Source organism: Streptomyces yunnanensis (assembly GCF_029011865.1).
Lineage (GTDB): Bacteria > Actinomycetota > Actinomycetes > Streptomycetales > Streptomycetaceae > Streptomyces > Streptomyces yunnanensis.
Map to the genome: position 1 here is coordinate 9,500,403 of NZ_CP095749.1, position 12,934 is coordinate 9,513,336.

Consider the following 12,934-nt stretch of genomic DNA (forward strand, 5'->3'; position numbering starts at 1 on the left):
TCCGAGCTCGCCAGCGAGTATCTTCACGTTGTGCGCGAGGGGGCGGGGGACGATGTCGTCGATCCGGCCGGGGTCGAGCGCGACGCGCGGCAAGGCGCACGACCGTTGCGGCCGGGCCGGTTCATCCGGCGATGGAGCCCAAACCTGTTCGCACGAGAGCCTGTTGATGGGCGAGACTGGCGCGCGATGACTGAACGACCATGTGGTGTTGAAGCAATCTTTCGGACGACGAGCGGTCGTGTGCGGGGCAGAAGGGACAGCGACGGCATCACCGCCGTGCTCGGTGTCCCGTACGCGGCCCCGCCGTTCGGCGACCGCCGGTTCCGCGCGCCGCAACCGGCGCCTGCCTGGGACGGGGTCCGGGACTGCACGGCCTTCGGCCCCATCGCCCCGCAGTCGGCGGAGCTGCCCGGAGCGCCGGTATGGCGCCCGGGCGACGAGGACATCCTCACCGTCAATGTGTGGGTGCCTGAGCGTGCGGACGGTGGCGCGCTGCCGGTGTTCTTCTGGATCCACGGCGGCGCCTACACCTTCGGTTCCTCCGCCCAGCCCGACTTCGACGGGGCGGCCCTGGCCCGCGCCGGACTGGCCGTCGTCAGCTGCAACTACAGGGTGGGCTTCGAGGGTTTCGGTCAGGTACCCGGGCTTCCCGACAACCGCGGGCTGCTGGACCAGGCTGCCGCGCTGCGCTGGGTCCGGGAGAACATCGCGGCCTTCGGCGGCGACCCCGGGAACGTCACCGTCGCCGGGCACTCCTCCGGGGGCGGCTCGGTGGCCTGTCTGATGGCCATGGACCAGACACGGGGCCTGTTCCGGCGGGCCATCGCCCACAGCGTGCCCAGTGCCTTCTTCACAGTCGAGCTCGCAGCGGCGGTCACTGGGCGGATCGCGGCGGAGGCCGGGGTTGCCCCGACGGCGGACGGACTGCTGTCGGTGCCGCCCGAGGCTCTGGTGGCCGCGTGCGACAAGACCACTGTGAACTGCGGGAGCGACCCCGTCACGGCGATCCACGCCTTTGACCCGGTGATCTTCCAACCCGTCGTCGACGGCGAAGTGTTGCCCGTGGATCCGCTGCGCGCGCTCGCCTCAGGGGCGGCGCGGGAGGTGGACCTGCTGGTGTGCCACACGTTGGAGGAATACTGGTTCCTCCACACGGTGGGAGCCGTGCGGGAGGTCACCACCGAGGCGGAACTGGCGGACTTCGCCGCGTCCCTGCGCCTCTCGGCCCACCTGGTCGACGGTTACCGCGCAGTGATGCCGGACGCCCCGGTACTCGACCGCTACCTCGCGATCTTCGGCGACGCGCGGTTCGGCGAGTACACCACCCGCCTCGCCGAGCAGCACGCGAGCGCCGGCGGCCGGGCGTATCTGGCCCGCTTCGCCCGCAGGCGCGGAGCGGCCAGGCCCTGGCACACCGCGGACATTCCCTTCGCCTTCGGCAACCTGGACGCCGTCGGCGCAGACTTCCTCATCGGTGGTGTCCCCGACGACCACGACCGTGCCCTGTCCCGCCGCATGCTCCGCTCCTGGGCCGACTTCGCGGCCACCGGTGACCCGGGCTGGCCGGCGGTCACCGTCGGCGCGACGCCGGTCAAGTCATGGGCCGTCCCCGGTGACCACTTGACCGCCGACGATGCGTCCGCGCGCCGGGACTTGTGGCGCGACGTCCGGTTCGACCTGCTGCGGTCTGGGCAGACCGCCGGGCGTCGTGCGGGTGGGGATTCCGGCGCCTGAGGCCACTGCGTTCCCGTCCGGAACCTGAAGGCGAGCGCGTCGGTCGCCCTCATCGATGCTGGCCATGCCCGAAGAGCGTGGCCGGCATCAGTGAGCCGGGGAAAGGAAGGCGCGTTCACGTTGCGCAAATTCCGATGCGCGCCCGGAAATCGGCGGTGTCCGGGAATGGGACATCAGTGAAAATGGCCGTCTCGGACAGCCGGCTCGTCAGCTCGTTACAGGATTTCGATGGCGGTGACCTTCGGCGGACGGTTCGGGAACGTGATGTCGTGCCACCGTTCGATTTTCACCGAATCGCCGTTCTCGTCGTAGTAGATCAAGTCGTTGTCGCCCGTGGAGATCCTGTCGACCCACCACTCGTCGAAGTCGGTCCTCCCGCGGTTCGCGTAGCAGTCCACGCTGTCGCGGCCGCCGCTGCCGAATTTCCAAATCGGGCGCTCGTTAGGGTGTTTGGTGCGTTCAACGTGAGTGTCGGGTGACGCGGCTGTCGTCCTTTTATGGCGTGGGGTGACGCGATCAGCGGGGCAGGGCGGAAACGGGGGCGCAAGGGTGAGGGGGAAGAGCGGCCACGGCGGCAACGGCCGGGCAGGAGTGGAGGCTTGAGGCGTTGCGGTCAACTCGACAGGACGTAGGGGCCGATCATGACTGCCGCGAAGAGCAGCAGGAGCCCTCCCACTATGGCCGCCACGAGGAGGACGGCCTTCATCGCGGTCTCTGCGGCCCGGTGGTCGCGGGCGGGCTGCACGGGGGCAGGGCGGTTGTCTGCGTGTTCAGTCACTGAGCCATCCTGCACATCGCGGCGCCCGCAGGCCATCGGTAGAAGTACTCATGTGATCGGGCTCGTCGGCTCGAAGGCGCACGATCCGCATCGGCGACACGCGGCATGATCTGTGTCAGCGCGCGGAGAGGTTCGGGTCACCCGCCGGGCCGGCGCTGAGCGGTCGGTCCGACGTCCCGTGTGACGCAAGCGGACAGGTCCCGGTGGAGCGGTCATGACTGCGGCGGTCATGACCGCACCGGGGCCTGTCCTGTCGTCCTCTGCACCGTCATGCCCGGGGAATCACCCGGGCGTTCTGCTCTGCCGGGAGTGGTGCGGCTACTGATCCGACTCGGCCGGGGCGACGATCGGGAAGGAGGGGTCGGGGGCGGTCAGGTAGCCGAACACCGTGTCCGCGTATTCCTGCTTGCCCTCGGGGATCTGGACGACGCCGTCGCGCACGGCGGCGTCGAAGGCGTTGGTGAAGCCCGTGGGGCCGTACATCAGGCCGTTGAGGGCCTCGCGGGACAGTTTGATCACGGTCTGTGGCGTTCCGGCGAACCGGTCCTTGCCGGGTACGTAGACCAGGACGCCGTTGCGCAGCGTCGTGGTGCAGGTCTCCTCCTCGGCGCCGCCGACCAGCCACTGGAGCACGATCGGGTCGTGTTGTTCGCGGGCGGCCGTGGGGCCGTCGACGGTCCGGGCCAGGGTCGAGAAGTACTGCTCCAGGCTCATGCTGAGGACGAGGTCGCCGACCTCCTGGTTGGCGGGCCGTTCGATGCCGTTGGCGAGTTCGTCGGCGCCGGTGAGGAAGAAGTTGCGCCAGGTGCCGTTCTCGGAGCCGTAGCCGAGCTGGGTCAGGGCCTTCTGTTGGAGTTCCTTGGCCGATGTGTTGTCCGCGGGGTGGCCGAAGATCACGTGGTTGAGCAGCTCGACGGCCCAGCGGTACTCGTGGCGGTCGTACGCCTGTTGTGCCTTGGCGACGACGGCGTCGACGCCGCCCATGGCCTCCACGTAGTGCACGCCCGCCTTGGCCGGGGGGAGGTTCCACAGATGGGCGGGGTTGCCGTCGAACCAGCCCATGTACCGCTGGTAGACGGCCTTGAGGTCATGGCTGAGGGAGCCGTAGTAGCCGCGCGCGTACCAGTGGGCGGTGAGGGCCTCGGGCAGTTCGAGGTCTTCGGCGATCTCGATCCCCGTCCTGCCCGCGTTGATCAGCCGCAGCGACTGGTCGTTGAGGTAGGCGTAGACGTCCCGCTGGATGCTCAGGTAATCGACGATGTTTGTGGGGTTGTCCGCCGTGCGCCAGCGGGGCCAGTGGTGGGAGGCGAACTCGACGTCGGTGTGCTCGCCGAAGGTCTGGATCGTCTCGGTGAGGTACTTCGACCAGGCATGGGCGTCGCGGACCTGGGCGCCGCGCAGGGTGAGGAGGTTGTGCAGGGTGTGGGTGGCGTTCTCCGCGGCACACAGGGCGCGGGCCTGCGGGAGGTAGACGTTCATCTCGGCCGGGGCCTCGGTACCGGGCGTGAGCTGGAAGACCAGCCGGATGCCGTCGATGAGCTGTCGGTGGAGGCCGGGCCGCCAGGGGATGAGGTCCTTGGCGGACCACTGGTCGCGGGGCACGGAGGCGGTGCCGCTGCCGCCGATGCTGACGTTCGGCGGGACGAGGGTGACCTCGCCGGTGGAGATGGTCAGCCCGAGGCCGGCGCCGACCTGCCCGTGCGGGCCCTTGTCGAGCTTGGCCGCGTACATGTACTCCGAGCGGCGGGCCATGGCCGGACCGGCGTAGACGTTCTCGCTGACGGCGTGCTCCAGGAAGCCGTCGGGCGCGATGATGGGGATGTCGGAGTCGATCACGTCGTCGCGCTCGTGGAACAGGCCGCGGGCACCACCGAAGTGGTCGACATGACTGTGGGTGTAGATGATGCCGACGATCGGCCGCTGGCTTCCGGTGGTGTCCCGGTAGAGCTTGAGCGCCCACTGAGCGGTCTCGTAGCTGGCGAGCGGGTCGATGACGACGATGCCCGAATCGCCCTCGATGATGGTCATGTTGGACAGGTCGTACCCGCGGACCTGGTAGATCGCGCCGTGCTCGTACGACGTGACCTGGAAGAGCCCGGCCTGGGCGGTGAGCAGCCCCTGGCGCCACAGGCTCGCGTTGACGGTCGGCGGAGCCTCGGAGTCGCTCAGGAAGTCGTAGGCCGCGAAGTTCCACACCGTCCGGTCTCCCTGGCGGCGGGCCGGGATCGCGGGGACCGAGGGCAGCGCGAGCAGACCCCGCTGGGCATCCTCGAAGTCCTCGGAGTTCGGTGGGATCGTCTCGACGATCCTCCGGTTGGCCTCGGCAACAGTGGGGTCGACGTCGATCGGCTCGGAGAACTCGGGCATGCGACAGCCTCCTCGGGCACACGGGACCGCCGCGCGCCGTAGGCGTAAGGGGTCAGAACGCGGCCGAGGCTAGGCAGGGCCGCAAATCGCCTACAAGGCGAGCGAACCGGCCAGAAAACGACAATGTGGCCGATCCGCCGTGGCGTTCGGGGCGGCGGATCTCCGGCCGACGTGTGCCCAGGCACGTTCCTGTCCAGGGTGGACACCGTTTCAGCAGCACGGACCGCTCAAACCTTGAACAAGTTGCGGCCCGCGAGCCCGTGGGGCGGGTTCCGGACAGGCAGCGGGCCGGCTCAGGCCCGGCCGGGTGTCGGGCGCAGGACCAGGGAGACGAAGCCCCAGGTGTCCCGGTAGCCGCGCAGCCATTCGGAGCGACGGGTCGTGGCCGTTGCGAGCGCGTGCGCGCTGTCCACATCGGCAGGGTGGTCCAGGGCCCAGGTGGCAAGCGAACCCCAGCAGGCCCACTCGTAGTCGTCCAACTCACGACGGGTGCTGACGTGACCGTCGACAGGCGTCCAGCCGTCGGCGACGACACGGTCCACAGTTGTCGCCAGGTCGGTGAAGTTCCCCAGCATCTCGACGGCCTCCGGCGACGGCGGGCGGTCCCAGAACCCCTCACCGACGAGGACACGGCCACCGGGAGCCAGGTGCTTGCGGGCTGCCGCGAGGGTGGGGAGCAGGCCCCCGAAGGCATGCGTGGCCCCGAAGCTGAGGACCACGTCGAACGGTTCGGCGGAAACGAAGTCCTCGGCCTTCTGGTGGTGCAGGACCAGGCGGTCCTGGACGCCGCGGTCGAGCGCCGCGGCGGCCGCCTGGGCCAGGGCGTCCGCGGACACGTCCACGCCCTCGGCATGGAGGTCCGGTCGTGTGGCCAGGGCACGCAGGAGCCATTCCCCTCCACCGCACCCGAGGTCGAGCACCCGCTCGTCGCCCCTCGGGAGCCCGCGTTGCAGCAGCCGGTGTACCGAGTCGTCGTCGAGCGGAGACTTGATCGGATGCTCGGCGTGCGCGATCTTCGAGATCTGTTCACGGTTCATCAGCGCAGCCTGACAGCGACAGAGATGGCGCGCACCTCGATTTCGTCGATGCGCCGCTGCCTGCGCCGCCCGGCCGAGGACCGGCGCCGGGCGGTCGTACCCGGGCCGTGCTACCCGGTCAACGCCGCGTGCAGTGGTGCCAGCAGGGAGAGGTCGTCGGTGGTGACGGTGAGGTGGGTGGCGCCGGCGGACCGCCATGCCTGGGCGAGCGACCGCCAGGTGTCCGGCCGGCCTGGGACGGGCCGAAGACGGGCCTCCGTGCCGAAGGCGGCCCAGTCACGGCCGGCTTCGGTCACCGCGGTGCGCAGCTCGGCGATGAGCGCGGCGCCGCGGTTGACGCGGTTGGCGAGCAGCCCGGACATGGTGAAGCCGTCGGCGAGGGTGGCGATCCGGCGCAGCGCGCCCGGTCTGCCTCCGGTGCGCAGGGTGCCGCCGCCCATCCAGAGCGGTATCCGGCGCGGCCGGGGGGTGACGGTGACGCCGGTGAACGCGACGTGCTCGCCGGCGAAATCCGCTGCCGGCCGGGTCCACAGCAGGCGCAGCGCACGGACCTGTTCCTCGAACAGCGCCGCGCGGGTTCCCGGAACGGTGCCGAGGGCGGCGGACTCGGCGGGATCGAACCCCATGGCGACGCCCAGCCGCAGTCGGTCGCCGCTGAGGTGGGCCAACTGCGCGGCCTGCTTGGCGGCGAGCACCACCGGGCGGTGCGGCAGGATCGTCATCGCGGTGGCCAGTTCGATCCGGGTGGTGACCGCCGCCAGGAACGCCACCAGTGTCAGGCTCTCGTAGGCGGGAGTGCTGGACACCAGGTGTTCCGGGACGGAGAGGTGGTCGTATCCGAGGTGTTCCGCGGTCACGGCGAACTCGCGGAGCTCGACGGGCGAGAGGGCGGTGGGAACGGTCCAGCCGAGGCGCAGCGTCATTTGCGGAAGGTCTCCGGGTCGGCGGCGGAGAGAAAGACGGCACGAGGGCGTTCGGCGGGCAGCAACTGGGAGTTGAGGAGGCGGCGGACGGCCTTCTCCCCGCCGGCCAAGGAGTCGGTGACCGACAGATGGACGTCGAGCACCTGTGTGCCGCCCTCGTTCACCACCTTGGGCAGGCAGTGCACCACCCCCGGGATGGCGTGGGCGGCCTGCCGGACGGTGTTCAGCGAGACCTTCTCGCCACGCAGCACCACGAAGTCCGACAGGCGCCCGTGGAAGGTCAGATAGCCCTCGTCGATCGAGAAGGCGTCCCCGGTGGCGATGGTCCGCGGTCCCAGCAGGACTCTGCCGCTGTGGTCCCCGACCCGTCGCAGCAGTACGGTGTCGGATTCCACCACCAGTTCGCCCACGTCGCCCTGCACCTCGCGCAGCGACGCGCGCACCCCGGGCAGCGGCCGGCCGACCGAGCCGTACCGGTGCGCGGGCTCGGCGTGCGCGGCCAGGGTCGACACGCGCGGCCCGGCCTCGGTGAGCCCGTAGGTCAGATACAGCTCCGAGGACGGTCGTGCGGCCAGCAGGTCCGCCACCTCCGCGGGCGCGAGCCGGTCCCCGCCGACCGTCAGCGCCCGCAGGCCGGATGGCAAGGGCCCGGGGTCGGCCAACAGTTGGCGGGCGATCGTCGGTGTCACCGACGAGTGGGTGACCCCGTGCGCGGTGATCGCGTCGCGGTAGGCGCCCGGCGAGAACGGCGGCCCGTCGAGCACCAGTCGCGCCGTGGTCACGTACGCGGCGAACGCCTGCGCCACCAGGGCGTAGGAGTAGTACAGCGGCAGGTTCACCAGCAGTGTGTCGGCCGCGGTGATGCCCGTGGCCTCGGCGTGCAGACGCGCGTTGTGCAGCAGCGAAGGCACGTGGTGCACGCACGCGCTGAACATCCCCGAGGTGCCGGAGGTGGACAGCAGGATCTCGCCCGGACGGTACGGAGTGGCGCGGTGCCCGGTCGGTACGGCGCACGCGCCGCCCACCGGCGCCTGCGGTTCCGCGCCCGTCAGTCGGGTGGTCACCACCACGCCGGCCCCGACGTGCCCTGCCAGTGCCCGGACCCGCTGCCATGGCGTGCTCGGAGGCACGGCCAGCGGCACCAGGCCCAGCAGCAACGACGCGAGCTGCACACGCAGCAGTTCGACTCCGTTGGCCAGGCAGAGCACGACCGCGTCGCCCGGTGCGAGGCCCAGCCCGGCCAGGTCCGCCAACACGTCGTCCACCCCGGCCGGCGCGCCGGCGTCCGTGCCGGCCGCGGTGGCGCGGACCCGGGTCAGGAAGTCGGCCACCGCGGACCGGGTGAAGCCGTTCACCGGCCCTCCCCGGCACTGGTCAGGACCAGACAGTGGCACAACTCCCGGTCTCCCGCGATGGATTGCAGGCCGACTAGGAGGACGTGCCGGGCGTGGCCGTCGGCGAGCCATCTGGCGATCACGGTGAACGCCACGGGGGCGGCTGTGTCGGGGTGCGCCGCCAGCAGCAGCGACGGACCGCGCAGCCCGTGGCGCAGGGCGGGCAGCCCGGCCAGTACCCCCGGATTCGCTCCGGCGAAGCGTAGCGGCGAGACCCGGGAGCGCGGTACCGAGTCGGCGATGCGGCGTATCGTCCGCTCGCTCCCGGTCGCGCTCATGACCAGGACCGCGGTGTCGTCGGTGGCGTCGGCCACCAGCTCGGCACAGCCCGACAGCGCCTGTTCCACGGTCTCGGCGACCAGCCAGGCAGCGGGGTCGGCATAGAAGGACGGTTTGTTCCTCGTGTACGCGGCCGGGTCCTCGGCGACCACCGTCGCCGAACCCAGGACCCGTGTGCCCGGCGGCACGTGTGTCACACCCCCACCCCTTCGAACAGCAGACACGTGTTGAACCCGCCGAACCCCAACGTCAGGCTCAATCCGGCGCCGGCGCCCACAGGTTGTGCCGATTCCGTGGCCAGCCGCACCGGTGCCACCGGATCGCGGAGCCCGACCACCGGCGGAACCCGTCGGTGCCGCAGCGCCAGTACCGTCGCCACGGCCTCGATGGCCCCGGTGGCGCCCAGGCTGTGCCCGAACGCCCCCTTGGTGGCGAACGTCAACGGGCCGTACTCGCCGAACAGTTGCAGCAGGCTGCGCGCCTCGACCTCGTCGTTGAGCGGGGTGCCGGTCCCGTGTGCGTTGACCACCGCGACGTCCGCGGGTGCCAGGCCCGCGGATGCCAGGCAGCGTTCCACCGCGCGTACCACGGAGCGTCCGGACGGGTCCGGTGCGGTGAGCCCGGCGGCGTCGTTGGCCGCGCCGGCCCCGTGCAGTCGGGCGTACACCCGGGCGCCGCGCTCCCGGGCGGAGTCGGGGTGCTCGACCACCACGAACGCCGCGCCCTCGCCCAGCAGCATGCCGTCGCGTGCCCGGTCGAACGCCCGCATGCCGGTCGGGCTCATCGTGCCCAGCGCGGAATGCCCGAGCCGCTTGGCCTCGGTGACCACGTCCACCCCGCCCGCCACGCACACCCGCCGCTCGCCCGAGCGCACCAGGGCGTGCGCGATGGCGATCGCGTCCGATCCCGCGGAACACGCGGTCATGACACACACCGGCGTGCCCGGGTGCCCGATGCCCGCCGCCGCGTCGTCGGCCCAGGCGTGCAGCGTCGGTTCCGCCTCGTCCAACGAGGCACCGAAGCTGGTGCCCAGTACCAGGCCGACCTCGGCGTCGGTCGTGGACAGACCGGCGTCCGCGAACGCGGCGCGCAGCGCCCGCCCGGCGAGCAGCCGTTGCCGCTTGCCCGCAGGCGTCCCATAGGGCAGCGACTCGATGACGGCCGCGGCGGTGTTGCGCAGCGGGTGCGGCGAGTCCACGGGCGCCAGACCGGAGTCCCCTGCGCACAGCCGCTCCCACACCGCCTCCAGGCCCCGGCCCAGGGGAGTGTCCCAGGCCAGCCCGGTGATCACCGGGGTCACCACGGCCGGGCCCTCGCGGGATCGACCGTCACCCGGCTCATCGCGCCGCGGAACCCGGCGACGGATCGACCCTCGACGGTCACCGCGGCGGAGAAGGTGAAGGTGTGGCCGGAGAGCCGGTCCGCGCGTACGTCGAGCACGACCTGGTCGCCGGGCACGACCGGGGCGAGGAAACGGGACTTGACCGTGCCGACCAGGGTCACCTCGTCGTCGGCGAGCGGGGCGTTGCTCAACTGGTAGAGCAGCACGCCGGATTGGGCGAAAGCCTGCATGGTGTGGCTGCCGGGCAGGATCACCCCCGGGGTCAGGCCGCGCTCGGGCAGGTGCCCGGACAGTGCGCTCATCTCGGCCGAGACGGCGAACATGCTGCGCAGGAACACGCCGGGCTCATGGTCCAGGACCCGGTCGATGAACAGTCGCGGATGGCGTCCGCGCACCAGGGCGGCGATCGCCGAGGTACCCAGCGGCCGAGCCGCGCGGACCGCCGCGGGAGGGGGTGCCGATTGGTCGGTGTGCGGCATCCGGGACGATTCCTCTCAGAGTCTGTCGCAGCGGCGCCGGCAGGGGTACCGCGCGCCGGGTGTCGGGGTCGACGGCGGCGAAGACGAGGTCGCCGGTCACCAGCGGGGTGCGGACGCCGTCCTCCTCCTCGCGCAGCAGCCTCACCGCCAGCGCGAACCAGGCCGCGCCGACGTGGTCGACTCGGGTGTCCGCGACGATCACATCGCGGTACACGGCGCTGTTGAGGTAGGTCACCCGCAGGTCGGCGGCCACCAGGTCGACGCCCGCCGCGCTGAAGGCGGTCAGACCCGCGTGGTGCGCTTCGAGGTGTTCGGTGCCTGCGGTTTCCATCAGTGAGGTGTAGCGGGAGAAGTGCACGATCCCGGTCGCGTCGGTGTCGACGTGCTCGATCCGGGTGCGGAACTCCGCGCTCATCGCAGCGCCCGGGCGCCCGTCGCCACCCGGTCCGCGATCTCGTCGGCCTGTGTCGTGGTGGCGATCAGCGGCAGCACGATCCGCAGCGTGGGGTGGACGTAGCGCCGGCCGCCCGAGCGTTTCCCCGCGCCCGCCATGAACTCCGCGTACACACCCGCTTCGATGAGCGCCCTGCGCAGCTCGCCGATCCGGTCCGCCGCCGCGGCGGTCAGCTCCACTCCGAGCATCGCCCCGGTGCCGCGGACCTCGGTGAACACGTCAGGGTGGCGGCCCACCAGGGTGGCGTCGAGATACTCGGCCAGGTGCACGCCGACCTCGGCCGACCGTCGCAGCAGCCCTTCGGACCCGATGTGTTCGATGCCGTCACGGATCACCGCACAGTTCAGTGGCCGAAGATCGGAGGTGGTCACGGCGCCGGAGGAGCGGACGGCCAGATCCTTGCGGGCGATCACCATCGACGTGGACACCGCGCCCATGCCGAGGAACTTGCCGATGACGGTGATGTCGGTGGGCACCGGCCCGTCCGCGTCGCGCATCGCGAACCAGTCACCGGTCTTGGCGAACGTCAATACCTCGTCGGCCACGAGCAGCACGTCCTCTTGCGCGCACCGCCGCGCGAGTTCGCGCAGGTAGCCGGGCGGAGGCAGCAGAATGCCCGCGTCGCCCTGGATCGGTTCGACCACTACGGCGAGCAGCCGGTCGGCAGACGCGGCGAAGTACTCCGCCAGGGCTTCGGGGTCGCCGAACGGGATGTGCGCGACCCGTACGCCGTACGGGCCGGCGGTGTCCGGCGCGGGCAGTCCGGCGCGGTAGTACCTGCGGTTGAGCAGTTGCACCAGCCCACCGGTCCAGCCGTGCCAGGCACCCTGGAAGGCCAGGATGGTGTCGCGCCGCACCTTGCCCGGTCGGTGGCGCAGTCGCCGGCCGTCGAACCGCGACTCCAGCACGAGCCGTAATGCCAACTCGTTGCCCTCCGAGCCGGAGTTGCGTCCGCTGACGTGGTACCGCCCCGTGGGGAAGTGGTCGGTCCACAGCCCGCCGGGGCCGAAGAGCCGGTCGAGGAGTTCCGCGCGTTCCCACGACCCCAGTTCGTCGGTGACGTTACCGACCGCGGTGCTGCGGGTCAGCGCCGCGCGGACCACGGGGTGGTCGCCGCCCAGGGTCGCGCTGGCGTAGCCGCCGCTGGCGTCCAGCAGCCGTAGCCGTCTGCCCCGCCCCGCCGGGCTCAGGTCGACCATGTCGAGCTCCAGTCCGCGTCCGCCCACGCAGGCGAACGGCAGCCGTGCCGCCCCGTAGTGGTTCAGATGCAGGTCCCTGCCGCGCGACAGCACACCGGTGGGGTCCCCGGCGCGGTCGGTCCGGGCGACCGGGGCCGTGCTCACGTGGTGGCCGGGGGGTGGACGGCCCCCGACAGCCGCTCGACCAGCGCGAGTACATCGCCGAGGGTGGACAACTGGCCGGTGGCAACGGCCTCGTCGGGGATGTCGATGTCGAACGCCTCCTCACACTGCACGCGCAGTTCCACGAATCCGAGTGAGTCCATGCCGTAGCTTTCGCGAAGGCTGTCGTTGAGCCGCATCTGGTCGATGGGCACCTCCACCAGCACATCGGAGTGCAGAATGCGTTTGATGGTCTGCAACGGGTTCATCAGGATTTTCCCCTCTGGGTGGGTTCATCCAAAAGGCCACGGCCGGCGTCCGGAACGTGGGAAAGAAAGATGAGATCGCGGCGGCATTCGGGCCGGAGGTGAGCCGGCCCCGAACGGAGACAAGGCGGTACCGGCCATTCATGCTTATCGAAGCTAGATGAGCCTCCCTTCGCCTGTCAATGCGGTCTCCGGGTTTACTCGCAATTTGCGTACGAGTGCTGGCGCCGGCAAGGGCTTTGCACATGAGTTCGGCGATGTTTCGGCCGCTCGCGTTCGGCGGTGGACATATCTGTGGAACAGAATCCCTCGACCTGTCCCCGGTGCCTGTGGATCCAGCGCGGAGGGCCCCTGCCGGAGGTGGTTGAGCGGGGTTTCGAGTCGATTGGTATGCACTTTTTGCACCATTTGTCACATATCTCCACCTGGCTCAGATGGCGCTTGTGGTGATGAATCGCCCCTGACTAGCCTTAAGTTGCCTATTTGCCTACCTGATGGACGCGCGGTGCGGGACGGGTGGGCAACGGGTACCCGGGCGCCC

At 70.8% G+C, this 12,934-nt stretch carries 12 protein-coding genes and 1 pseudogene; 1 reads left to right on the plus strand and 12 read right to left on the minus strand.

Features of this window, described 5'->3' with window-relative positions; all coding sequences use genetic code 11:
- Positions 1-186: 186 nt before the first annotated feature.
- A complete protein-coding gene (locus MOV08_RS41845; RefSeq protein ID WP_275311415.1) occupies positions 187-1,734 on the plus strand; it encodes a carboxylesterase/lipase family protein in 1,548 nt (515 codons plus the stop codon).
- A 215-nt stretch (positions 1,735-1,949) separates the two neighbouring features.
- Here MOV08_RS41845 and MOV08_RS41850 read toward each other — a convergent pair.
- The 12 genes and pseudogenes from MOV08_RS41850 to MOV08_RS41905 all read right to left on the minus strand — a co-directional run.
- A pseudogene (locus MOV08_RS41850) lies at positions 1,950-2,144 on the minus strand (beta/gamma crystallin domain-containing protein); the annotation flags it as partial.
- 203 nt (positions 2,145-2,347) lie between these two features.
- Entirely contained in the window at positions 2,348-2,512 is a 165-nt protein-coding gene (locus MOV08_RS41855; RefSeq protein WP_205360551.1) for a hypothetical protein, read from the minus strand.
- 318 nt (positions 2,513-2,830) lie between these two features.
- Positions 2,831-4,879 carry an alkyl/aryl-sulfatase gene (locus tag MOV08_RS41860; protein ID WP_275311416.1) on the minus strand — a complete coding sequence of 683 codons (2,049 nt, stop codon included), beginning with the start codon at positions 4,877-4,879 and terminating at the stop codon, positions 2,831-2,833.
- Positions 4,880-5,172: 293 nt separating this feature from the next.
- Entirely contained in the window at positions 5,173-5,916 is a 744-nt protein-coding gene (locus MOV08_RS41865) for an SAM-dependent methyltransferase (protein ID WP_275311417.1), read from the minus strand.
- A 110-nt stretch (positions 5,917-6,026) separates the two neighbouring features.
- The gene (locus MOV08_RS41870) at positions 6,027-6,839 is read right to left on the minus strand and encodes a TIGR03619 family F420-dependent LLM class oxidoreductase (RefSeq protein WP_039639480.1); all 813 of its coding nucleotides are present in this window, start codon (positions 6,837-6,839) and stop codon (positions 6,027-6,029) included.
- Positions 6,836-8,194, minus strand: coding sequence for a class I adenylate-forming enzyme family protein (locus MOV08_RS41875; protein ID WP_275311418.1), 1,359 nt, complete (start codon positions 8,192-8,194; stop codon positions 6,836-6,838). Before MOV08_RS41875 ends, MOV08_RS41870 begins: the two co-directional genes overlap by 4 nt.
- Positions 8,191-8,709: a beta-ketoacyl synthase N-terminal-like domain-containing protein gene (locus tag MOV08_RS41880; RefSeq protein WP_039639483.1), complete on the minus strand. Its 519-nt coding sequence runs from the start codon at positions 8,707-8,709 to the stop codon at positions 8,191-8,193. The genes MOV08_RS41875 and MOV08_RS41880 overlap by 4 nt, the downstream gene beginning before the upstream one ends.
- Entirely contained in the window at positions 8,706-9,815 is a 1,110-nt protein-coding gene (locus MOV08_RS41885) for a beta-ketoacyl-[acyl-carrier-protein] synthase family protein (protein ID WP_275311419.1), read from the minus strand. Before MOV08_RS41885 ends, MOV08_RS41880 begins: the two co-directional genes overlap by 4 nt.
- Positions 9,809-10,249, minus strand: coding sequence for a 3-hydroxyacyl-ACP dehydratase FabZ family protein (locus MOV08_RS41890; protein ID WP_275311420.1), 441 nt, complete (start codon positions 10,247-10,249; stop codon positions 9,809-9,811). The genes MOV08_RS41885 and MOV08_RS41890 overlap by 7 nt, the downstream gene beginning before the upstream one ends.
- Positions 10,200-10,748 carry an acyl-CoA thioesterase gene (locus tag MOV08_RS41895; protein WP_275311421.1) on the minus strand — a complete coding sequence of 183 codons (549 nt, stop codon included), beginning with the start codon at positions 10,746-10,748 and terminating at the stop codon, positions 10,200-10,202. Before MOV08_RS41895 ends, MOV08_RS41890 begins: the two co-directional genes overlap by 50 nt.
- Positions 10,745-12,130 carry an aminotransferase class III-fold pyridoxal phosphate-dependent enzyme gene (locus tag MOV08_RS41900; protein WP_275311422.1) on the minus strand — a complete coding sequence of 462 codons (1,386 nt, stop codon included), beginning with the start codon at positions 12,128-12,130 and terminating at the stop codon, positions 10,745-10,747. The genes MOV08_RS41895 and MOV08_RS41900 overlap by 4 nt, the downstream gene beginning before the upstream one ends.
- Positions 12,127-12,396, minus strand: coding sequence for an acyl carrier protein (locus tag MOV08_RS41905; RefSeq protein WP_039639489.1), 270 nt, complete (start codon positions 12,394-12,396; stop codon positions 12,127-12,129). Before MOV08_RS41905 ends, MOV08_RS41900 begins: the two co-directional genes overlap by 4 nt.
- Between the last annotated feature and the right edge of the window lie 538 nt (positions 12,397-12,934).